The organism is Sphingobium fuliginis, from assembly GCF_004152845.1.
Classification (GTDB): Bacteria; Pseudomonadota; Alphaproteobacteria; order Sphingomonadales; family Sphingomonadaceae; genus Sphingobium; species Sphingobium fuliginis.
Map to the genome: position 1 here is coordinate 498,359 of NZ_SEON01000001.1, position 19,733 is coordinate 518,091.

The window sequence follows — 19,733 nt, forward strand, 5'->3', positions numbered from 1 at the left end:
AGGGGGCGTGAAGTTCAGTTGTAGAACTTTACAAGAATTGCGTGTAAAGTTGTAAAGGCTGCACAGGAGCGCTTGACGAATGGCCAAGGATCGACCGGTTTACATGGGGCCGCGGCTGCGCAGGCTGCGGCGCGAACTGGGTCTGACGCAGGCGGACATGGCGGCGGATCTGGAGATTTCCGCCAGCTATGTGGCGTTGCTGGAGCGCAACCAGCGGCCGCTGACCGCCGACATGCTGTTGCGCCTTGCCCGCACCTACAAGATGGACATGAGCGAGCTGGCGGGCGACGGCGGCGCCGAGCAGACCGCGCGATTGCAGGCGGTGCTGAGGGACCCGATGTTCGCGGACATCGACCTGCCGGTGCTGGCGACCGGGGATGTCGCGGTCAATTATCCGGGGATCACAGAGGCTTTGCTGCGGCTGCACACCGCCTATCGCGAGGAGCAACTGGCGCTGGCGGACCGGGGCGTGGAGCGGGAAGATGCCGCCGAGGCGCCCGATCCGGTGGCCGAATCGCGGCGATTCCTGGGCGCGCGGCGCAACAGCTTTCCGCTGCTGGACGATGCGGGGGAAAAGCTGGCGCAGGAGGTGGAGGCGGCGGGGAGCCTGTCGGCATGGCTGAAGGCGAAGCATAATCTGCGGGTACGGCGCCTGCCGCCCGACGTCATGGCGGGATCGATGCGGCGGCTGGACCGGCACCGCGACGCGGTGCTGCTGGACGACGCGCTGGACGGGGCGAGCACCCAGTTCCAACTGGCGTTGCAGATCGCCTATCTGGAGATGCGCCGCGATTTCGACGCGGTGCTGAAGGACGGCCAGTTCGCGAGCGAGAGCGGGCGGCGGCTGACCCGCAGGGCGCTGGCCAGCTATGGCGCGGCGGCGATCCTGATGCCCTATACGGCGTTCGCCAAGGCGGTGGAGGCGCGGCGTTACGATGTGGAGGCGCTGGCCCGGCAGTTCGGCGCGAGCTTCGAGCAGACGGCCCACCGCCTCACCACGCTGCAAAAGCCGGGGCAGGAGCGCGTTCCCTTCTTCTTCCTGCGCGTCGACCATGCGGGCAATGTCAGCAAGCGGCTGGACAGCGCGGGCTTTCCCTTTGCGCGCCATGGCGGCTCCTGCCCGCTCTGGTCGGTGCATCATGCGTTCGAGCGGCCCAGGGAATTGCTGACGCAATGGCTGGAACTGCCCGACGGGCAGCGATTCTTTTCCATCGCGCGGACGGTGACGGCGGGCGGCGGCGGCTGGGGCGCGCCGAAGATCGAGCGGGCGATCGCGCTATGCTGCGCGGCGGAGCACGCCCATCGGCTGATCTACACGACTGGCGAGGCCACGCCCGAACCCACGCCGATCGGCGTCACCTGCCGCCTGTGCCATCGCAGCCAGTGCATGGCGCGATCCGCCCCGCCCATCGGGCGCGACATGCTGCCGGAGGATTTCCGGCGAACCCACGCGCCCTTCGGTTTCGCCGACGGGTGAGCGCGGCGGCGGCGGATCGTGGCGGGTCCGGCTGACCTGCGCCGGACCCGTCCGCCCCTTTTTGGCTTCAGCGCGGATCAGGCCCGCGCACATCGTCCTGCCTCAGCCGCGAGACCGAAGGCGCCATGCGGTGATCGACCGGCTCATGCACCAGATCGTCGAACAGCGCGCGATAATGGATCATGGCGCGGCGCAGGTCTTCGGTATCCGCGTCGCCCCGCGCATGGCGCAGGGCGATGTCATGGGCCGCGTGATAATTCTGGACGACTTCGGGATGGTCCACCGACAGGTCGGCCGAGCGCTGCTCGAAGTCCACGACGGGATAGCCGCGCACCTCCATCACCTCGGCCAGCAGCACGTCGGCCCGCGAGACCGCGCCCTGCGGATCGTCGACGAACTGCGCCTGCACCCGCACCCAGGCGTCGGTGAAGGCATCGGCCTGTTGCGGCGAAAGCGGACGGATGGGGAAGGCGGCGACGCGCTTCTCACGCTGTTGCAGTTCCGCCTCCGCCTTGCGCGCGCTGCCGGTCATTTCCACGGTTCGGCCATATTCCGGGCCGAACCGGGCGCGCAGATCGGCGCGGCGGCGATGGGCGATGGCCATGACGGCGACCGCAACGACAAGAACAAGCGCCAGAAGCGCCAGGCCGACTTCCAGCGGGGTCAGAGTGACCATGACATCTCTCTCCTCCACGGCCTTCGCAAAGCCGCTGTCGACGCCCGCCGCCTGCACGGGATCAACCTGTTTTGCCGGGCTTTGTTCCGGGGTCGAGAGAGGCGCCGATGGCCCCGGAAAGCTAACCCTCCATAAGATCGAGATAAGCCACCACGTCATTGTCCGTGGCGAGGAAAAGGCCGTCCTGCACATCCTGCGGCTGCTGCTCCGCGATGCGCAGGGCTTCGCTCAACGGGCCGTAAAAGAGCGTCGTCGCCGCGCCGCCGCCGTCAGCGTCGCTAAGATGATAGAGGCGGACGGTGGCCGAGTTGTAGGTGGTGCGCATGGGCAGGGATTATCGGCGCGGCGGTCAGGCCATGCAAGTCGGATCGGATGCATTTCGGGGTGAGAAGCAACCTTTGCTCCTCAGTTCGCAACCCGCCAGCCGTCGAGCGGCTGAATGGTGGCGCAGGACGGGCCGTCATCCCTGGCGCGGCCGGGCAAGTGACATTCCAGCGCCGCAGGCGGCGCCGCCTGTTCCAGAAGATCATGAGAAATATCGTGAACGTCGATCTTGGCACGGCGGCTCCACGGGGACGCAGGATCGCCGGCCTGACCGCCGATGGCGATATAGACGAAGCGGCGTTCTGGACCTTCCCGGCGGACGAACTCGCCGCTGAGCTTCGGCCCCGGCGCGAGCTGGACCGGCACATCGAAGCGAAGGGCTTCGTTGCGCGCGACCACCGGGCCTACCGGCGCACCCTTTCTGTCTTGCAGGCTATAGGTGACATCCGGAACCGGATTGTCGATCACCAGACGGAGAATGATCGTCCGCTTCGCCATGATCGCTTGCCCTCCAATCGCTTCGGAAAGGGTCAAGCTTATAGGAGAATGCGAGCCGATGGCGGAATTTGGCGCCGTCAGCGGCGATCGGTGATCCTGATGCCGGCTGCCAGACGGTTCGGGCCGATCTTCACCGCGTCGTCGGTGAAATTGGCGACGAAGCTGCTGTTGCGCTGCAACCCCGGCACGAAGGAGGCGCGGTTGTTCGCGATGGAGAGGTTCGTGCTGTCCTGCTCCCGCCCCTCCGGCGCCACGGTGATGAAGGCGCTGTAATTGTCCTTGTCGCGGCCCTGCACCATTTCATTGCCGCTGATCGTCCCGCTCGCGCCGTTGGAAAGGTCGATCATATAGTTGGTGAGCCGCCCGCCGCTGTCGTCGAAGCTGTTGTCGGTGATGGCGACGCGGGGCGTGCGGGTTTTCAGATAATGACCGCCATCGCCCTGGTCGAAGCGGGAGCGGGTGACGGTCAGGCTGCCGTAACGGCCCGCATAGATGCCGTGGGCGCAGGCGAGGTCGCGGTCGCAGCGCCCCAGATGGCGGAAGGTCGACCTGTCGATGCTGATCGCGTTGCCCGGCGCGTCGCCCGTCAGAATGCCTTCCTCGCTGTTGCGGAACAGGCTGTTGGCGACGGTCAGGTTGCCGCTTTCCAGCCGGATGCCCGCGCCATTGCCATCGGGCACGCGCAGATTCTGGAAGATGAGGCCGTCTATGGTGCTCGACCGGCCGCGCAGCACCAGCGCCGCCTTCTGCTCGCAGGCCACGCCGTCGAGGATGGCGGTGCCCGGCTTCTGCGCGCGGATGGTGACGTCGCCGCCCTGCTGCACCGCGCATTGCGCATAGCTGCCCGGCGCCACCAGCACCGTGCCGCGGCCATTGCCGATCGCCCGGATCGCGTCCCCCAGCGTCGCATAGCTTCGCCCGCTTTCCGCCACGGTGAAGGGCGACGTCACCCCCTGCGCCAGCGCGGTTGCCGTCACGGCGGCGGATACAAGCAGGAGAGTCGAAAAAAGGCGCATATCCAAGGATATAGAGGAGCGCCTTTCTGCGGCCAATGCGGAGTCATGGTTAATGAAATATTGTTCCGCTATGGGACAGCGGGAAAACGCCCCCTTGCGCCCGGCATGGTTCCCGCGATTCTGCGGCTTTGGCCGGTCCCCGCACATGCCGCATCATGACGGTTGGCGCGGGCGCGGTTGCGGGTTAAGCCTTGTCCGGACATGGTTTCCGCCCCTTCCCGTCCCTTTCCTGCCTGGCTGACCCTTTGCGGAGCCGCCCTGATGGCGGCGATGACGGGCGGCTGCTCTGACGAGGGGAGCGGACCGGTGACGGTCAGCGTGATCGGCAGCCCCGCCGATTTCGCCACGCCGCTGGAGAATCTGCCGGACCCCGGATCGAAGCTGTTCCTGGAAACCACCGCGCAGGGGCTGGTGGCGTTCGATGCCGGCGGCGAGATCCTGCCCGCCCTCGCCCAGCGCTGGATCGTGGAGGACGATGGCCGCAGCTATATCTTCCGCCTGCGCCGCGCCTTCTGGCCCGATGGCAGCAAGGTGCTGGCGAAGGATGTCGGGCGGCTGTTGACCGCGCGGATAGAGGCGCTGCGCCGGCTGGACCCCGCCGGGCCGCTGGACGCGGTGCAGGACGTGGTGGCGATGACGGGCGAGGTGATCGAGATCAGGCTGGCGGCGCCGCGCCCCTATGTGTTGCAGATGCTGGCCCAGCCGCAGATGGCGATCCTGTCGCGGGAGGGGGGAACCGGCCCCTACCGGCGGGAGAAGCGGGGCGGCGTTCCGGGGAAGGCGCTGGTGCTGACGCCGGTGGAGCGGGCCACGAACGAATCCGGCGACGAACTGCCGGTGCCCGCCTGGCAGACCCGGATCGTCCGGGCGGAGCGGGCGGCGCTCGCCATCACCCGTTTCCAGCAGGGCAAGGCCGCGCTCGTGCTGGGCGGGCGTTTTTCCGACCTGCCGCTGCTGGTGCCGGCGGGGGTCGACCGCGACGATGTGCGGATCGATCCGGTGCAGGGGCTGCTGGGGCTGGCGGTGACGGGCCGGAGCGGGGCGAGCGGCAAGCTGCTGGAGGATGACGGCGTGCGGCGGGCGATCAACATGGCGATCGACCGCAGCCGCCTGCCGGTGATGTTCCCCGTCGGCGGCTGGGCCACGACAGAGCAGATCGTGCCGGGCCAGCTCGACCTGCCCGCGCCGCCCGCCGTGCCGGATTGGTCCCGCCTGTCGCAGGATGAACGCTGGGCGCAGGGACAGGCGGTCATGAAACGCTGGCGCAGCGAACATGGCGATCCGCCGGCGTTGCGCGTGGCGCTGCCCAGGGGGCCGGGCTCCACCCTGCTGTTCGGGCTGGTGCGGCATGACCTGGGCATGATCGGCCTGGCTGTCGAGCGGGTCGACATGGCGGCCGATGCCGATCTGCGGCTGGTCGACGAGGTTGCGGCCTATGACAGCGCGCTCTGGTATCTGGGGCGGATCGGCTGCGCCCGGAAGGTGCATTGCTCGGCGGAGGCGGAGGCGCAATTGCAGGCGGCGAGCCTTTCCGCCAGCCTGGACGAGCGCATGGCCCGCGTGGCGCAGGCGGAGGCGCTGATGCAGGCGCATAACGGCTTCATCGCGCTGGGCGCGCCGGTGCGCTGGTCGCTGGTGGCGCGGCGGCTGACCGGCTTCATGGCGTCGCCCCGGGCGCGGCACCCATTGAACCATCTGTTCAGGAGCACCAACTAGAGCATCGAAAGCCGATGCTTGGAGGACGGATGATGGCGATTTCGCAGGACCAGTTCGACCGGATCGTGCGCGACATGCCCGGATTCGGCCGCGATCCGGCTTCGGTGCGCAGGCGGATCGAGATGATGGAGGCGATGCTGGAGGGGCTGTTCGTCCTTCCCGGCACCAACCGGCGGGTCGGGCTGGACAGTCTGGTCGGGCTGATCCCCGTGGTGGGCGATTTCGCCACGGCCGCCATGGGAGCGTGGATCGTGTGGGAAGCGCGGAACCTGGGCATGTCGAAATGGCAGCTCACGCGCATGGCGGCCAATGTCGGCTTCGATACGTTGATCGGCGCCATTCCCTTTGCCGGGGATGTTTTCGATTTCTTCTACAAGTCGAATACGAAGAATCTGCGCATCATCCGCAACCATCTGGACCGGCATCATCCATCGACCGTGATCGTCGAGGGTTAGGCTGTATCGACATGCAGCCCTGGCGGCCTGCAAATGCGCCCAGCGGCGGGCAAGCGCCGGGGCGCACGCGCGGCCTCAGGCAAAGGCGAAGTCAAGGCCGATGTCGGCGGCGGGGGCCGATTGGGTGAGGCGGCCGACGCTGATATAGGTGACGCCGGTTTCCGCCCTGGCGCGGATGGTGTCGAGCGTAACGCCGCCCGATGCTTCGGTGGGGACGCGGCCGCCGACCAGCGTGACCGCCCCGCGCAGGGTGGGCGCGTCCATATTGTCGAGCAGGAGGTGCGTGGCCCCGGCGGCGAGCGCGGGTTCGATCTGGTCGACGCGGTCCACCTCCACGATGATGCTGGCGATTCCGGCGGCGGCGGCGCGGCGGACGGCCTCCTCCACCGATCCGGCGACGGCGACGTGATTGTCCTTGATCATCGCCGCGTCCCACAGGCCCATGCGGTGATTGGTCGCGCCGCCCATGCGCGTCGCATATTTTTCCAGCACGCGAAGGCCCGGAATGGTCTTGCGCGTGTCTAGCAGCGTCGCGCCGGTACCGAGGATCGCGTCGACATAGGCGCGGGTCATGGTCGCGATGCCGGTCAGGTGCTGGACGGTGTTGAGGGCGGACCGCTCGGCCGTCAGCATGGCGCGGGCCTTGCCGCGGATGCGCATGATGTCGGTGCCCGCAGGCACGCGATCGCCGTCCTCCTTCAGCAGTTCGATCTCCACAGCCGGATCGAGCGCGCGGAAGAAGGCGGCAGCGATCGGCAGGCCCGCCAGCGTCACGGCGTCGCGGCTGTCCATCACCCCGTCGAAGACCGCGTCGGCGGGGATCACCGCCTCGCTGGTGACGTCGCGGCCATCGGGGCCAAGGTCTTCCGCCAGGGTCGAGGCGATGAAGGCGTCGAGATCGAAGCCGGGGAGAGCGAAGGTCATGCTGCCGCCAGCCTTTTTGCGATCATTTCCATCATGGCTTCCTGCTCGCTGCCGGCCGGGAAGGTCCAGAAGTCATGCTTGCGCCGCGGCCATGGCCAGTCGCGGCGCAGAATGCCGCGCAACCGCTTGTCCGATATATGGTGGCGGCGCGCGACTTCCACGGCCGTGACCATCCGTTCCATCAGCGCGTGCCCAGATCGCCCTGCCCGACCGTGCCGCTCGCCATTTCGAGCATGCGGTCGAGGCTCTTCTTGGCGGCGAGGCGCAGCCCCTCCTCCATCTCGATGCGCGGCTGGAGGTCGCGCAGCGCCAGATAGAGCTTCTCCATCGTGTTGAGCGCCATATAGGGGCAGATATTGCAGTTGCAGTTGCCGTCCGCGCCGGGCGCGCCGATGAAATTCTTTTCCGGCACCGCCTTCTGCATCTGGTGGATGATATGCGGTTCGGTGGCGACGATCAGCGTGTCGCCGGGCATGGTCTTGGAAAATTCCAATATGCCGCTGGTCGAGCCGATATAATCGGCATGGTCGACGATATGGGGCGGGCATTCCGGGTGCGCGGCGACAGGAGCGCCGGGATGCTGGGCCTTGAGCTTCAGCAGTTCCGTCTCGCTGAACGCCTCATGCACGATGCAGACGCCCGGCCAGAGCAGCATGTCGCGGCCCAGCTTGCGCTTCAGATAGCCGCCCAGATGCTTGTCGGGGCCGAAGATGATCTTCTGATCCTTCGGAATCTGCGCCAGGATCTTTTCCGCCGAGGAGGAGGTGACGATGATGTCGGAAAGCGCCTTCACCTCCGCCGAGCAGTTGATGTAGCTGAGCGCGATATGGTCGGGATGCGCCTCCCGGAAGGCCTTGAACTGGGCGGGCGGGCAACTGTCCTCCAGACTGCATCCCGCATCCATGTCCGGCAGCACCACGATCTTTTCCGGCGAGAGGATCTTCGCCGTTTCCGCCATGAAGCGCACGCCGCAGAAGGCGATGACATCGGCGTCCGTCTCCGCCGCCTTGCGCGAGAGTTCCAGCGAATCGCCCACGAAATCGGACAGGTCCTGGATCTCCGGCTTCTGGTAATAATGGCCGAGGATGACGGCGTTGCGTTCCTTGCGCAGCCGGTCGATCTCCGCGCGCAGGTCGATCCCCTGCGGGATTCCGGTGATGGCGTTCATGTCCCTACCCTGCTCCTTGAAGGGCCTTCATCCAGCGCCCCCTAACGGGCGTTGCGGCTGTTGGCCAGTACATCGTTGATGGGCGTCGTCACGTCCCATCGATCCCAGTCGCGGTCGGCGCGTTCCGGCGGGAAGGTGACGATCACCCGCGCGTCGCCATAGCCCAGCGCCCCCAGCGGCGCGCCGAGCAGCCTGCCGAGCGCGGCGCGGCCATAATCGCGCGCCTGCGCCATGCGTTCGGGCGAGCGCGCTTCCCTGTCCGCGCGTCCCTGCGCGTGGAGCGAGGTGCGGCGGCTGAGTTCCTCCCCCGCCTGCCGGGTCACGAACAGGCCGTTGGTCTGCACCAGCGTCCGGCGGCTTTCGTCGATATTGGGCCGCCCCGGCTTCACGTCCGGCGCGTTGACGATGAGCGTCCGGGTCTTTTCATTCCATTCCAGATCGCCGGCGCCGATGCCGCCGACGTCGATGAAATAGGCGACCGAAAAGGGCATCTTCACCAGCTGGTCCGACTTCAGCAGCCCGAAGCCGCGCACATCCTGCGCCGTGCTCTGTATCGTGCCGGACAGTTCCGACACCTTGAGGCTGGAGGCGCCCGCGAAACGTTCCGCAATGACCCTGGTGACGGCCGAGCCGTCCTCCTCCACCGTCACCGCATAGTCGCGTTCATAGCGGTGCCAGCCGACCAGCATGGCCGCCCCTGCGGCGAGCAGGGCCAGGACGGCCAGGACGGGGCCGGCGAAGCGCTTCAGCGCAACTGCCATCGTCCGTCCCCCGTCGCGGCGGCGATGCCGCGCCCGTCGAGGTCGATGAGATGCGCCAGCACCGAACGCCCCGCGGCGCTGTGCAGCCGGGGATCGACGCCCCTGTACATTTCCGTGACCATGGCGGGGATTTCCGATGCGCCGTTGCGTTCCAGAAAGCGCAATATCTGGCCTTCGCGCTGCTTTCGGTGGCCCATCATGCCGCGCACCAGCCGCTGCGGATTGTCGACCGCATCGCCATGGGCCGGATAATAGACCGCGTCGGTCCGGTCGAGCAGCCGCTGCATCGAGGCCATATAGGCGGTCATGTCTCCGTCCGGCGGCGAAACCACGCTGGTGGACCAGCCCATCACATGATCGCCGGTGAATAGGGCATTTTCCTCCGCGAGCGCGAAGCAGAGATGGTTGGAGGTATGGCCCGGCGTCGCAACGGCCGTCAGCGTCCAGTCCCGGCCGCCAAGCTGTTCGCCATCCGCCAGCACCCGGTCCGGACGATAGGCGGCGTCGAAGGCGGCATCGGCGCGGGGTCCGTCGTCGTCCAGCGTCAGCGGCGCGCAGCCGACGACCGGAGCGCCGGTCCGGGCGCTGAGCGGCGCGGCGGCCGGGCTATGGTCGCGATGGGTGTGGGTGCAGAGGATCGCGCTGACCGGACGCCCGCCGATCGCGTCGAGCAGCGCGGCCAGATGCGCCGCGTCGTCGGGGCCGGGATCGATGACCGCCACATCCTGCGCGCCCACCAGATAGGTCTGCGTGCCCGTATAGGTGAAGGGCGAGGGATTGGGCGCGAGCACGCGACCCACCAGCGGAGAAAGCCGCATCAGCGCGCCGGTGGGCAGGTCGGCCGGATCGAAGGGTGTTGCCATGTCCGATCCCATGTGCCCATTTCCGGGCGGTTTTCAAGGGCGATCCCCTGCCCTATCATGGCGCCATGGCGGCTTCGGACGATCTTTGCGAACAATGGCGGCGGCATCTGGCGCTGGACCGGCGGCGGTCGGTGCATACGGTGCGCGCCTATGTGGCGACCGCCGAACGGTTGCTGGCCTTCCTGGAGGAGCATCGCGGCGAAGCGGTGACGGCGGCGATGCTGGCGGGCATCGAACAGGCCGATCTGCGCGCTTTCCTGACGGTGCGGCGGATGGACGGCATCGGCAACGTCTCGGCGGCGCGGGAATTGTCGGCGGTGCGCGGTTTCCTGCGGTTCGTGGGCGGCGAGGATGCCCGCGTCCCGATGCTGAAGGGGCCGCGGGTGAAGCGCGGCCTGCCCCGCCCCGTATCGCCCGACGAAGCCGTGGCGCTGGCCGGGGACATAGCCGAAACCGCGCGGGAGCCGTGGATCGGCGCGCGGGACTGGGCGGTGCTGCTGCTGCTTTACGGGGCGGGACTGCGCATCGGGGAGGCGATGGGATTGACCGGCGCGGTGCTGCCCCTGGGGGAAACCCTGCGCGTCACGGGCAAGCGGGGCAAGACCCGGATCGTGCCGTTATTGCCGCAGGTGCGGGAGGCGATGGAAGCCTATATGTCGCTCTGTCCCTTTGGGCAGGAGAAGGACGGGCCGCTGTTCCGGGGCGCGCGGGGCGGGCCGCTTTCGCCGGCGCTGATCCGCCGCGCCGTGCAGGGCGCGAGGGGACGGCTGGGCCTGTCGGACCGGACGACGCCCCATGCGCTGCGCCACAGTTTCGCGACGCATCTGCTGGGGCGCGGGGCGGACCTGCGGTCGTTGCAGGAATTGCTGGGCCATGCCAGCCTGTCCTCGACGCAGATCTATACGCAGGTCGATGCGGCGCATCTGCTGGATATTTATCGCAACGCCCATCCCCGGGCGTGAAGCCGTTTCCTCGTCCGAACCGGGTTCCTGCCCGCGCGGGAGCATGACGATCCGGGATCACCCCCTCGGCTTCCAGGTGGCCAGCCGCCAGAGGTAGAAGAGGACCGCCCCGACCACGCAGGCGGTCGCCACGGGTCCGACATATTTGTCGATGTCGCGGAAATTCTGGCCCAATATATAGCCCGCATAGGCAAGGACGATGTTCCACACCAGCGCCCCGCCGCTGGTCCAGAGCAGGAAGCGGAAATGCCCCATGCGGAACAGGCCGGCGGGCAGCGAGATCATCGTGCGGAAGGCGGGCATGAAGCGGAAGACGAACACCACGATCTGCCCATATTTGCCGAAGATATGATCGAGCGCCTCGACATCCTTCCACTCCAGCGTCGCCCAGCGGCCATAGCGGTCGACGATCGGCTTCAACCGGCCGAAGCCCAGCCGGTGGCCGATCATATACCAGAAATAATTGCCGATGGTGGTCCCGACGGTGCCCGCGAACAGCAGCCATCCCATCTCCATCCGGCCCTGCCCGACGCGGATGCCGCCAATGCCCATGATGAGTTCGGACGGGATCGGCGGGAAGACATTTTCCAGCACCATCAGGACGAATATGCCCCAATAGCCGCCCGCATCGATCAGGCGGAGGACCCAGTCGGTCATCCGATCGCCCATCCCTTCGCGCGGTCGGCCCTGCCGCATGGCGTCCCCGCCCCGGCCGGGATGACGCCATATCGATTCAAGCGGCTGCCCGCGCCGCCAGCCGGGCGTCGATCGCGTCCCAGATCATCCCGCCGGTGTCCGTGCCGTTGAAGGCGTCGATGGAGACGATGCCGGTCGGGGACGTCACGTTGATTTCCGTCAGCCATTCGCCGCCGATCACGTCGATGCCGACGAACAGCAGGCCGCGCCGCCTGAGTTCCGGACCCAGCGCTTCGCAGATTTCCAGTTCGCGTTCGGTCAGCACCGTCTTCGCGGCCGAACCGCCCACGGCGAGGTTGGAGCGGATCTCGCCCGCGCCGGGAATGCGGTTGACCGCGCCCGCGACTTCGCCGTCGACCAGCACGATCCGCTTGTCGCCTTCCGCGACGCCAGGGATGAAGGCCTGCACCATGAAGGGTTCGACCCAGGAGGATTTGAACAGTTCCACCAGCGCGGAGAGATTCGCGCCGGACCGCCCGACATGGAAGACGGCATTGCCCGCGTTGCCGTAGAGCGGCTTCACCACGACTTCGCCATGCTGGGCGAGGAAGGACTTCACCTCCTCCAGGTCGCGGGTGATCATCGTCGGCGGCATGAAGCGCGCATAGTCGAGCACGAACAGCTTTTCCGGCGCATTGCGGACGGAGGCGGGATCGTTCACCACCAGCGTTTCTTCCTGCACGCGCTCCAGCAGGTGCGTGGCGGTGATGTAGCTGAGGTCGAAGGGCGGGTCCTGCCGCATGAGGACCACGTCGACGTCCCGGCCAAGGTCCAGCACCTCCGCCTCCCCGAAGGCGAAATGGTCGCCCTCCACCTTCTGCACCCTGACCGGGCGCGCCCGCGCCAGCACGCAGCCGTCGCGATAGGTGAGGTCCGGGGCGAGATAATGATAGAGCCGGTGTCCCCGCGCCTGCGCCGCCAGCATGATGTGGAAGGTCGAATCGCCGCCGATCCTGATGCCCTCCATCGGGTCCATCTGCACGGCGACGGTGAGCGGGTTGAGTTCGGTCGTCATCGACTTGCTTTTCCTACCGTTCGGGATGGGCCTGTCGAAGCCCATCCCTTTCCTGAAGAGAAGTTTCGCCGTTGAGCAAGCTCGGCCCTCGGGTCGACAGGCTCAGGGCGAACGGAACGGGAGGATCGGTTCAACCTACCCCCCGTGCCAGACATTGGCCAGATGGCGCGGCGGGCGGCCCGGCGCAAGGAGCATCACGTCGATTCGCATGTCGTCGCCCGGTTTTGCAAGGTCGTGGAACAGGATTTCCGCCGCCGCCGCGACGCGGGAGAGGCGGCGTTCGTCTATGGCGAGGTGAAGATCGGCATCCGTCGCCCTTGCCTTGACCTCGACGAAGGCCAGCATCCTGCCGCGCCGGGCGACGAGGTCGACCTCCCCCGCGGGCGTGCGCAGGCGGCGGCCGACGATCTGCCAGCCCTTGAGCCGCAGCCACCAGCCGGCGATGCGCTCCGCCTGTTTTCCGCGCTTTTCGGCTGCCCGGCGCTTCACCCCCCGAGTTCCCGTCACCCCCTGAGTTCCAGCGCGCGATCATAGAGGGCGCGGCGGTCGAGACCGAGCTTCTTCGCGACCTCCCCAGCCGCCTTGGACAGGGGGAGGCGTTCCATCGCCTCCAGCAGCGCCGCGTCGGCATCCTCGGCGCTGGCGGGCGGCGCCTCGCCGGGGGGGCCGACGGTGACGACGATCTCCCCCCTGGGCGGGGCGTCGGCATAGCGGGCGGAGAGTTCGCTCAGCGTGCCCGTTGCGGTTTCCTCGAAGGCCTTGCTGATCTCCCGCGAGACGGCGGCTTCGCGGTCGCCCAGATGCTCCGCCATGGCGGCAAGGCTTTCCGACAGGCGCGGGCCGCTTTCGTAGAAGACGAGCGTGGCGCGCAGGGCAGCGACTTCGGCGAGGACATCGCCCCGCGCCTTCTGCTTCGACGGCAGGAAGCCCATGAAGAGGAAGCGGTCGGTGGGCAGGCCCGACAGGGTGAGCGCGGCGATGGCGGCGCTGGGGCCGGGCAGCGTCGTGATCCTGCGTCCGGCGGCGCGGGCGTCGCGCACCAGCTTGTAGCCCGGATCGGAGATCAGCGGGGTGCCCGCGTCCGAGAGAAGCGCCACCGATTCGCGCGCCATCCGCTCGATCAGGCGGGCCCGCACCCCCTCCGCACTATGGTCGTGATAGGGGACCATCGGCCGGTCGGACCCGGCATGGCGCAGCAGCCGTGCGCTGACCCGTGTATCTTCCACGGCGATCACATCGGCCAGACGCAGGACTTCGGCCGCGCGGGGGGTTAGGTCTGCAAGGTTGCCGATCGGCCCCGCAACGATGTAAAGCCCCGGTTCAAGCCTAGACGGTTCAGTTTCCATAAGGATGCCAGATGACAGAGACGGATGCCCCCCGGCAAGCGGACTTGTTCGCTTCGATGCGACGCGCCGGGCGGATTTTGTTCGCCGCGACGGCTTTGCTGGTCGCCGCCTGTCAGTCGATCGTGCCCAAGGGCCCCGGTCCGGCGCAGCCCAGCGGGCCGGTGCAGACGGGCCCCGACGTCACCGAAGGCCTGCCCACCGACACGCTGCGCCATCGCGTCGCGCTGCTGGTGCCGATGAGCGGTCCCAATGCCGGGGTCGGCCAGTCGATCGCCAATGCGACCACGCTGGCGCTGCTCGACACCAAGGCCGACAAGGTGCGCATCACCACCTACGACACCGGGGTCGGCGCGGCGGCGGCGGCGAACAAGGCGCTGGCGGACGGCAACAAGCTGATCCTGGGGCCGTTGCTGGCGGAGGATGCGCGGATCGTCGGCCCCATCGCGGCGCGGGCCAATGTGCCGGTCATCAGCTTCTCCAACGACACCAGCGTCGCCGGGAACGGCGTCTACGTCATGGGCTACAACCCCAACCAGTCGATCGAACGGGTGGTGGAATTCGCCAGGGGCAAGGGCCTGTCCAAATTCGCCGCGCTGGTGCCCAAGGGAACCTATGGCGAGCGGTCGGGCACCGCCCTGTTGCGCGCGGTCGAGGGTGCGGGCGGAACCGTGGTGTCGATGCAGACCTTCGACCGCAGCCCCGCCTCCATCACGGCGGCGGTCAGGAAATTGCAGGCGTCCTCCAGCTATGACGCGCTGCTGATCGCGGACAGCGGCCGGGTGGCGGTGCAGGTCGCGCCGATCGTGCGGAAGAATGGCGGCGCGACGGCGCGGCTGCTGGGCACCGAATTGTGGAATACGGACAGCGGCCTGGCATCCAGCCCGGTGCTGCGCGGCGCCTGGTTCGCCAGCGTGTCGGATGGCCTCTACCGCCAGCTCGCGACCAAATATCGGGCGCGCTACGGCAATGCGCCGTTCCGGTTGTCGGCGCTCGGCTATGACGCGGTGCTGCTGACCGTGCGGATCGCGCGCGACTGGAAGCCGGGGACGACCTTCCCGGCGGCGCGGCTGCGCGATGCGGGGGGCTTTGCCGGGATCGACGGCGCGTTCCGCTTCGGCCGGGACGGCATTGCGGAACGGGCGCTGGAAGTGTCGGAGATCGGCGCGGGCACCTTCACGGTCGTCGCGCCCGCGCCACGCGCCTTTGCCGAATAGCGTGCCGCGTGCTCCTGCAACGGCGGGAGCACGCCGCAGATGACGGTCAGGACGCGGTCCGCCCGGTCGGCAGGATCAATGGCCAGTCGCCGTCCGTTTCTATGCGCGCCGAAATGCCGTACACTTTGGCGAGATTCCCCGCCGTCAGCACGTCCAGCGGCGCGCCGTCGGCCACCGGCGAGCCGCGATCCATCAGCACCAGCCGGTCGCAATAGCGCGCCGCCATGCCCAGGTCGTGCAGCACGGTGACGACCAGCGATCCCGCCCGCGCCTCTGCCCTGAGCAGGTCCATGACGTCGATCTGATGCCCCGGATCGAGCGCGGCCAAGGGCTCGTCCGCGATCAGCGCGGGCGCGCCGACCGCCAGCGCCCGGGCCAGCAGCACGCGGGCGCGCTCGCCCCCCGACAATTCGGTCGCCACCCTGCCCTTCAGATGCAGCGCGTCGGCGCGCATCAGGGCGGCGTCGATCAGCGCCTCATCCTCCACGGAAAGGCGGGACAGCGGCCCCAGATGCGGCAGGCGGCCCAGCGCCACCAGCCGCTCCACCGCCAGCGGCCAGTGCAGCGTCTGTCCCTGCGGCAGATAGGCGATGCGCCGGGCGATCTGCTGCCGGCCGAGCCGCGCGCTATCGGCGCCGTCGATGAGGACGGAGCCGTTTTCCCGTTTCACAAGGCCCAGCATGGCGCGGATCAGCGTCGACTTCCCTGCGCCATTGGGACCGATGATGCCGACCAGCTCGCCCGGCCCGAGCTCAAGATCGACGCCGCTTACCGCCGGATGGCGGCCCAGCCTGACGGAAAGCCCCTGGGCGCGGATCGTCACCATAGCCGCCTCTCCCGCATCAGATGCATCAGGAACACCGGGACACCCAGCAGCGCCGTCAGCACCCCCAACTTGAGTTCGCTGCCGGTCGGTATCAGCCGCACGCCGATGTCCGCCAGCGTCAGCAGCGCCGCGCCGCCCAGCATGGAGGGCAGCAATATGGCGGAGGGGGAGCGGTCGGTCAGCGGCCGCACCAGATGCGGCACGATCAGGCCGACGAAGCCGATCGCCCCGGACACCGCCACCGCGCCGCCGACGCCGATGGCGACGCCCAGCATCAGGCGGATGCGCGCCCGGCGAAGGTCGATGCCGAGCGCCTGCGCCCCATCCTCCCCCAGCGTCAGCGCGTCCAGCGTCCGTCGGTCCGCGATCAGCAGCGCCGCCCCCACCACGACGCAGGGCAGCGCGATCCAGACATGGCCGTAGGCGCGGTTTTCCAGGCTGCCCATCAGCCAGCTCATGATCTCCATGGCGGCGAAGGGATTGGGCGACAGGTTCAGCGACAGGCTGATCCCCGCCCCCGCCAGCGTCGCGATGGCGATGCCGGCGAGGATCAGCGTGAGCGGGCTTTCCGCGGGCCCCGCGAGCAGGAACAGCGCGGCGATGCCGATCAGGCCGGTCATGATGGCGAGCGCGGGAAGCGCCAGCGGATGCGCCTGCGCCAGCCCGAAATAGAGCGCGCCGACCGCGCCCAGCGCGGCGCAGTTGGAGGCCCCCAGGACCGAAGGTTCGGCCAGCGGGTTGCGCAGATAGCCCTGAAGCGCCGCGCCCGCCAGCCCGAGCATCGCGCCGACGATCAGGCCAAGCAGCATGCGGGGCAGGCGCAGGTCGAGAAGGATGGCGCGGGCGACGTCATCGCCGCCGCCGCCGAGGACGGCGAAGATGCGCGCCGGGGAGAGCGGAACCGCGCCCAGAGTGAGGGAAGCAAGGGCGGCCAGCAGCGCCAGCGCCGTCAGCGTGGGGATCAGCAGCGGATGGCGCCGGGCGCTCATGGCTTGCGCGTCCTTCCTTGCTTGCTACAGCGTGCCGTGCTCCTGCGAAGGCGGGAGCACGTTGGTTTGTTGAGGCACGATCCGGGAGCAGCAGCGTGCGGTGCAGAATGATCTTTACAACGTTCTGCGCCCTGGCCCTGACCGGCGCGGCGCCCGCCAAACCCCGGCGCATCGTGTCGCTCAACACCTGCGCCGACCAATATGTGCTCGCTCTGGCGGACCCGGCGCAGATCGCCGCGCTCAGCCCCTATGGGCACGACCCGGAACTGTCGGCGGCGGTCGGCAGGGCCCGCGCCTTCCGCACCCTCAAGCGCCCGGCGGAGGAAGTGCTGGCGATCCGCCCCGACCTGCTGATCGGCTTTCCTTCCGGCGGCAGCGTCGTCGGCGCGCCGCCGGGCGAGTGGCGGACCCTGGGGCTGGCGAGCGCGGACAGCTATGCCATGATCCTGACGCAGATCCGGCAGGTGGCGGCGGCGGTCGGCCATCCCGAACGGGGCGAAGCGATGATCGCCCGGATGAACCGCGACCTCGCCGCCCAGCCCCCGCCGAAGCGTCGCGGCGTCGCGGCCTATTATCAGCGGCGCGGCTATATGACCGGCACCGGCACGCTGGTCGACGACCTGATGCAGCGGGTGGGCCTGATCAATCTGGCCCGCAGGCTGGGCAAGCCGGCGCTGTCGCAACTGTCGCTTGAGGAGATGATCGCCGCCCGTCCGGACTGGCTGATCGTGGAGAGCGGCAGCGAGAAGGTGGTCGATCAGGGGACGGAAATGCTGCACCACCCCATACTGCGCGCCATCCCGCGCATCCGCGTGCCGCAGGCGTGGACGGTGTGCGGCGGCCCCGCCTATGTCGAGGCGGCGCGGGGCATCGCAGCGCAGCTTGACGGCGCTGCGCACAAGGGCACGGCGCGGGTGAACGCCGCGCCGCGCCATTAGGCTATTTTCAGAAGCGCACACGCACGCCGCCGAAGGCCGACCGGCCATAGGTGCCATAGCCATGGACCGTGGCATATTTCTCATCGGTCAGATTGTCGATGCGGCCGTAGATCTCCAGATTTTCCCGGATCGGGAAGGATGCCCGCACGTCCGTCACGGCATAGCCGTCCAGCCGGATCGCGTTGGTCGCATCGTTGAAGCTGTCGCCCACCATCGTCACGGTCGCGCCGGTCGACAGGCCGAAGGGCCAGACATAGTCCGCCGAAACGCTGACCGCATCGGCGGCGCGGCGCGGCAGCCGGGCGTCGGTATTGCGGTCGCGCGCATCGACATAGCTGTAGGCGGCGGTGACGGTCAGCGCCTCGACAGGCTTCAGGGCCAGCATCGCCTCCACCCCCTTGGCGCGGGTGCGGTCGAGATTATTGTAACCGCCGTAAAGACCGATCGAATAATCATAGTTGATCTGGTCTTTGGTGTCGCGGCGGAAAGCCGTGACGGAGAGGATCGCCCGGTCGCCGTCCAGCCTTTGGTCGAAGCCGATGTCGTAGCTTTTCGACCGCTCCGGGCGCAGGCCCGCATTGCCGACGTCGGCGCCGTAAAGCTGGTAGAGCGAGGGGGCCTTGAACCCCTCCCCATAGCTCATGCGGATGTTGGTCGCGCCGGCGTTGGGCGTGTAGTTCGCATTGGCGCCGAAGGTGGTCGCGCCGCCGAACTGGCTGTGATCGTCATGCCGCGCGCCGGCGGTCAGCGACAGGCCGGCGACCGGCTTCACGATGGCCAGCGCATAGACGCTGTCCATATCGGCCCGGTGGCTTTCGGTCGAGCCGAAGCCGGAGAAGTCGTAGTCGGGCCGTTCATGTTCATAGCCGAAGACCAGCTTGGCCTGATCGACCGGCTGATAAACACCCTCATATTCGAAGCGCAGATTGGTGCCCGAATAGCCATAAGGGCCGAATGCGGATGTATAGTCGCGGTCCATGCGGAACCAGGTCACGGCCGCCCGGTTGGTGAGCCTGCCGTCGAACAGCGACAGGTTCAGACCGGCATAGCCGACATATTGATCGGATTTCGAGCTGTCGGCGGTGCTGTCCACCACGCCGTTGTCGGTATCCAGATCGGCATGGATATAATAGCCGCGCAGGTCGAGGCTGAGCGTATCGGTGAAGGCCAGCTTGAGCTTGGCATTGGCGGCGATATTCTCATACCCGTCCTTTTCCGTGCCGCTGGCGGCGGAGGAAATGCCGTCGGTGTTGAAATAGGCGATGCCGACGCCGCCCGAAGCGATGCCGCTGCCGCCCGAAACATCCGCCTTGGCGTTCAGCGTATTGCTGTAACCGTAATCGACCGAGGCATTGCCCGCGAAACCGGCGGCAGGCGTGCCGGTCATGATGTTGACGACGCCGCCTATGGCCTGGCTGCCATAGGCGATGGAGTTGGACCCCCTCAAAATTTCGATTCGCCGGATATTGCCGGTCAGCAGATTGCCGAAGTCGTACATGTCGCCGATGCCGCTGGTGTCGTTGACCTTGACCCCGTCGATCAGCACCAGCGTCTGCGTCGTTTCCGCCCCGCGCAACGAAACCCCGGTCACGCCGCCAAGGCTGCCGCTGCGGTTGAAGCGCACCCCCGGCGTGGTGGCCAGCAGGTCGACGACGCTGACGCTCTGGCGGGTGCGGATGGTGTCGGCGTCGATGACCGTGACCGCCTGGCCGACCTCGTCGCGCGGCTGTTCGATGCCCAGCGCGGTGACGATGATCTCATCCTCCGCCAGGGCGGGAGCGGCCGCGAGCAAGGCGGCGATGGAAATGGAAATCCTCAACATGTCTATATTCCCCCTGAGCGCCGGTGCAACATGGCTCAGGGCGTCCG

Annotated in this window: 22 protein-coding genes; 6 read left to right on the forward strand and 16 right to left on the reverse strand. The window is 68.0% G+C overall.

The features are described from left to right. The first annotated feature begins 79 nt into the window (after window positions 1-79). Window positions 80-1,477, forward strand: coding sequence for a helix-turn-helix domain-containing protein (locus EWH10_RS02595; protein WP_044660152.1), 1,398 nt, complete (start codon window positions 80-82; stop codon window positions 1,475-1,477). Between the two features lie 67 nt (window positions 1,478-1,544). On the opposite strand, the gene EWH10_RS02600 is transcribed toward EWH10_RS02595, so the two are convergent. From EWH10_RS02600 to EWH10_RS02615, 4 genes are all read right to left on the reverse strand, one after another. Beyond that, on the reverse strand, window positions 1,545-2,153 hold the full coding sequence (locus tag EWH10_RS02600) for a hypothetical protein (protein ID WP_044662765.1): 609 nt from the start codon (window positions 2,151-2,153) through the stop codon (window positions 1,545-1,547). Between the two features lie 121 nt (window positions 2,154-2,274). Then, window positions 2,275-2,478, reverse strand: a complete 204-nt coding sequence (locus tag EWH10_RS02605; protein ID WP_025546994.1) for a hypothetical protein — start codon at window positions 2,476-2,478, stop codon at window positions 2,275-2,277. A gap of 80 nt (window positions 2,479-2,558) precedes the next feature. Continuing rightward, complete coding sequence (locus tag EWH10_RS02610; protein ID WP_044660153.1) at window positions 2,559-2,975, reverse strand: DUF5990 family protein; 417 nt, start codon at window positions 2,973-2,975, stop codon at window positions 2,559-2,561. A 77-nt stretch (window positions 2,976-3,052) separates the two neighbouring features. Next, window positions 3,053-3,991, reverse strand: a complete 939-nt coding sequence (locus tag EWH10_RS02615; RefSeq protein WP_044660154.1) for a polysaccharide lyase domain-containing protein — start codon at window positions 3,989-3,991, stop codon at window positions 3,053-3,055. A gap of 201 nt (window positions 3,992-4,192) precedes the next feature. Here EWH10_RS02615 and EWH10_RS02620 point away from each other — a divergent pair, with 201 nt between their 5' ends. Both EWH10_RS02620 and EWH10_RS02625 read left to right on the forward strand, forming a co-directional pair. Further along, the gene (locus EWH10_RS02620) at window positions 4,193-5,707 is read left to right on the forward strand and encodes an ABC transporter substrate-binding protein (RefSeq protein WP_044660155.1); all 1,515 of its coding nucleotides are present in this window, start codon (window positions 4,193-4,195) and stop codon (window positions 5,705-5,707) included. Between the two features lie 32 nt (window positions 5,708-5,739). Beyond that, window positions 5,740-6,162 carry a DUF4112 domain-containing protein gene (locus tag EWH10_RS02625; RefSeq protein WP_025547000.1) on the forward strand — a complete coding sequence of 141 codons (423 nt, stop codon included), beginning with the start codon at window positions 5,740-5,742 and terminating at the stop codon, window positions 6,160-6,162. Window positions 6,163-6,237: 75 nt separating this feature from the next. Here EWH10_RS02625 and nadC read toward each other — a convergent pair whose 3' ends face one another. From nadC to EWH10_RS02650, 5 genes are read right to left on the reverse strand one after another with little or no spacing between them, the layout of a single operon-like run. After that, window positions 6,238-7,086 carry a carboxylating nicotinate-nucleotide diphosphorylase gene (nadC, locus tag EWH10_RS02630; protein WP_025547002.1) on the reverse strand — a complete coding sequence of 283 codons (849 nt, stop codon included), beginning with the start codon at window positions 7,084-7,086 and terminating at the stop codon, window positions 6,238-6,240. After that, window positions 7,083-7,268: a hypothetical protein gene (locus EWH10_RS02635; protein ID WP_044660156.1), complete on the reverse strand. Its 186-nt coding sequence runs from the start codon at window positions 7,266-7,268 to the stop codon at window positions 7,083-7,085. The genes nadC and EWH10_RS02635 overlap by 4 nt, the downstream gene beginning before the upstream one ends. Continuing rightward, complete coding sequence (gene nadA / locus EWH10_RS02640; RefSeq protein WP_044660157.1) at window positions 7,268-8,254, reverse strand: quinolinate synthase NadA; 987 nt, start codon at window positions 8,252-8,254, stop codon at window positions 7,268-7,270. The genes EWH10_RS02635 and nadA overlap by 1 nt, the downstream gene beginning before the upstream one ends. A gap of 41 nt (window positions 8,255-8,295) precedes the next feature. Then, complete coding sequence (locus EWH10_RS02645; RefSeq protein WP_044660158.1) at window positions 8,296-9,015, reverse strand: DUF4230 domain-containing protein; 720 nt, start codon at window positions 9,013-9,015, stop codon at window positions 8,296-8,298. Next, window positions 9,000-9,878: an MBL fold metallo-hydrolase gene (locus tag EWH10_RS02650; protein WP_044660159.1), complete on the reverse strand. Its 879-nt coding sequence runs from the start codon at window positions 9,876-9,878 to the stop codon at window positions 9,000-9,002. Before EWH10_RS02650 ends, EWH10_RS02645 begins: the two co-directional genes overlap by 16 nt. 65 nt (window positions 9,879-9,943) lie before the next feature. Here EWH10_RS02650 and EWH10_RS02655 point away from each other — a divergent pair, with 65 nt between their 5' ends. After that, window positions 9,944-10,840, forward strand: coding sequence for a tyrosine recombinase XerC (locus EWH10_RS02655; protein ID WP_044662766.1), 897 nt, complete (start codon window positions 9,944-9,946; stop codon window positions 10,838-10,840). A 57-nt stretch (window positions 10,841-10,897) separates the two neighbouring features. Here the strand turns inward: EWH10_RS02655 and EWH10_RS02660 are convergent, their stop codons facing one another. The 4 genes from EWH10_RS02660 to rsmI form a co-directional block, all read right to left on the reverse strand. Then, window positions 10,898-11,497 (reverse strand): DedA family protein, encoded by a 600-nt coding sequence (locus EWH10_RS02660; protein WP_044662767.1) that lies wholly within the window; start codon window positions 11,495-11,497, stop codon window positions 10,898-10,900. A 76-nt stretch (window positions 11,498-11,573) separates the two neighbouring features. After that, the gene (gene gshB, locus EWH10_RS02665; protein WP_044662768.1) at window positions 11,574-12,551 is read right to left on the reverse strand and encodes a glutathione synthase; all 978 of its coding nucleotides are present in this window, start codon (window positions 12,549-12,551) and stop codon (window positions 11,574-11,576) included. A gap of 135 nt (window positions 12,552-12,686) precedes the next feature. Beyond that, window positions 12,687-13,040, reverse strand: a complete 354-nt coding sequence (locus EWH10_RS02670) for a YraN family protein (RefSeq protein WP_025547016.1) — start codon at window positions 13,038-13,040, stop codon at window positions 12,687-12,689. A 14-nt stretch (window positions 13,041-13,054) separates the two neighbouring features. Then, the gene (gene rsmI, locus EWH10_RS02675; RefSeq protein ID WP_025547019.1) at window positions 13,055-13,897 is read right to left on the reverse strand and encodes a 16S rRNA (cytidine(1402)-2'-O)-methyltransferase; all 843 of its coding nucleotides are present in this window, start codon (window positions 13,895-13,897) and stop codon (window positions 13,055-13,057) included. A gap of 11 nt (window positions 13,898-13,908) precedes the next feature. On the opposite strand from rsmI, the gene EWH10_RS02680 reads away from it, so the two are divergent. Then, complete coding sequence (locus EWH10_RS02680) at window positions 13,909-15,111, forward strand: penicillin-binding protein activator (RefSeq protein ID WP_044660160.1); 1,203 nt, start codon at window positions 13,909-13,911, stop codon at window positions 15,109-15,111. Between the two features lie 46 nt (window positions 15,112-15,157). Here EWH10_RS02680 and EWH10_RS02685 read toward each other — a convergent pair whose 3' ends face one another. After that, window positions 15,158-15,937, reverse strand: coding sequence for an ABC transporter ATP-binding protein (locus EWH10_RS02685; RefSeq protein WP_044660161.1), 780 nt, complete (start codon window positions 15,935-15,937; stop codon window positions 15,158-15,160). Beyond that, window positions 15,931-16,926 (reverse strand): FecCD family ABC transporter permease, encoded by a 996-nt coding sequence (locus EWH10_RS02690; protein WP_044660162.1) that lies wholly within the window; start codon window positions 16,924-16,926, stop codon window positions 15,931-15,933. The genes EWH10_RS02685 and EWH10_RS02690 overlap by 7 nt, the downstream gene beginning before the upstream one ends. Window positions 16,927-17,033: 107 nt before the next feature. Here EWH10_RS02690 and EWH10_RS02695 point away from each other — a divergent pair, with 107 nt between their 5' ends. Next, window positions 17,034-17,864 carry an ABC transporter substrate-binding protein gene (locus EWH10_RS02695; RefSeq protein ID WP_371873057.1) on the forward strand — a complete coding sequence of 277 codons (831 nt, stop codon included), beginning with the start codon at window positions 17,034-17,036 and terminating at the stop codon, window positions 17,862-17,864. Window positions 17,865-17,871: 7 nt separating this feature from the next. On the opposite strand, the gene EWH10_RS02700 is transcribed toward EWH10_RS02695, so the two are convergent. Beyond that, on the reverse strand, window positions 17,872-19,686 hold the full coding sequence (locus EWH10_RS02700; protein ID WP_044660164.1) for a TonB-dependent receptor plug domain-containing protein: 1,815 nt from the start codon (window positions 19,684-19,686) through the stop codon (window positions 17,872-17,874). Between the last annotated feature and the right edge of the window lie 47 nt (window positions 19,687-19,733).

Bases quoted from the DNA above. Each gene is read 5' to 3' on its own strand.
- EWH10_RS02595 (WP_044660152.1), top strand. From the start codon at position 80: ATGGCCAAGGATCGACCGGTTTACATGGGGCCGCGGCTGCGCAGGCTG.
- EWH10_RS02600 (WP_044662765.1), bottom strand. From the start codon at position 2,153: ATGGTCACTCTGACCCCGCTGGAAGTCGGCCTGGCGCTTCTGGCGCTT.
- EWH10_RS02605 (WP_025546994.1), bottom strand. From the start codon at position 2,478: ATGCGCACCACCTACAACTCGGCCACCGTCCGCCTCTATCATCTTAGC.
- EWH10_RS02610 (WP_044660153.1), bottom strand. From the start codon at position 2,975: ATGGCGAAGCGGACGATCATTCTCCGTCTGGTGATCGACAATCCGGTT.
- EWH10_RS02615 (WP_044660154.1), bottom strand. From the start codon at position 3,991: ATGCGCCTTTTTTCGACTCTCCTGCTTGTATCCGCCGCCGTGACGGCA.
- EWH10_RS02620 (WP_044660155.1), top strand. From the start codon at position 4,193: ATGGTTTCCGCCCCTTCCCGTCCCTTTCCTGCCTGGCTGACCCTTTGC.
- EWH10_RS02625 (WP_025547000.1), top strand. From the start codon at position 5,740: ATGGCGATTTCGCAGGACCAGTTCGACCGGATCGTGCGCGACATGCCC.
- nadC (WP_025547002.1), bottom strand. From the start codon at position 7,086: ATGACCTTCGCTCTCCCCGGCTTCGATCTCGACGCCTTCATCGCCTCG.
- EWH10_RS02635 (WP_044660156.1), bottom strand. From the start codon at position 7,268: ATGGAACGGATGGTCACGGCCGTGGAAGTCGCGCGCCGCCACCATATA.
- nadA (WP_044660157.1), bottom strand. From the start codon at position 8,254: ATGAACGCCATCACCGGAATCCCGCAGGGGATCGACCTGCGCGCGGAG.
- EWH10_RS02645 (WP_044660158.1), bottom strand. From the start codon at position 9,015: ATGGCAGTTGCGCTGAAGCGCTTCGCCGGCCCCGTCCTGGCCGTCCTG.
- EWH10_RS02650 (WP_044660159.1), bottom strand. From the start codon at position 9,878: ATGGCAACACCCTTCGATCCGGCCGACCTGCCCACCGGCGCGCTGATG.
- EWH10_RS02655 (WP_044662766.1), top strand. From the start codon at position 9,944: ATGGCGGCTTCGGACGATCTTTGCGAACAATGGCGGCGGCATCTGGCG.
- EWH10_RS02660 (WP_044662767.1), bottom strand. From the start codon at position 11,497: ATGACCGACTGGGTCCTCCGCCTGATCGATGCGGGCGGCTATTGGGGC.
- gshB (WP_044662768.1), bottom strand. From the start codon at position 12,551: ATGACGACCGAACTCAACCCGCTCACCGTCGCCGTGCAGATGGACCCG.
- rsmI (WP_025547019.1), bottom strand. From the start codon at position 13,897: ATGGAAACTGAACCGTCTAGGCTTGAACCGGGGCTTTACATCGTTGCG.
- EWH10_RS02680 (WP_044660160.1), top strand. From the start codon at position 13,909: ATGACAGAGACGGATGCCCCCCGGCAAGCGGACTTGTTCGCTTCGATG.
- EWH10_RS02685 (WP_044660161.1), bottom strand. From the start codon at position 15,937: ATGGTGACGATCCGCGCCCAGGGGCTTTCCGTCAGGCTGGGCCGCCAT.
- EWH10_RS02690 (WP_044660162.1), bottom strand. From the start codon at position 16,926: ATGAGCGCCCGGCGCCATCCGCTGCTGATCCCCACGCTGACGGCGCTG.
- EWH10_RS02695 (WP_371873057.1), top strand. From the start codon at position 17,034: ATGATCTTTACAACGTTCTGCGCCCTGGCCCTGACCGGCGCGGCGCCC.
- EWH10_RS02700 (WP_044660164.1), bottom strand. From the start codon at position 19,686: ATGTTGAGGATTTCCATTTCCATCGCCGCCTTGCTCGCGGCCGCTCCC.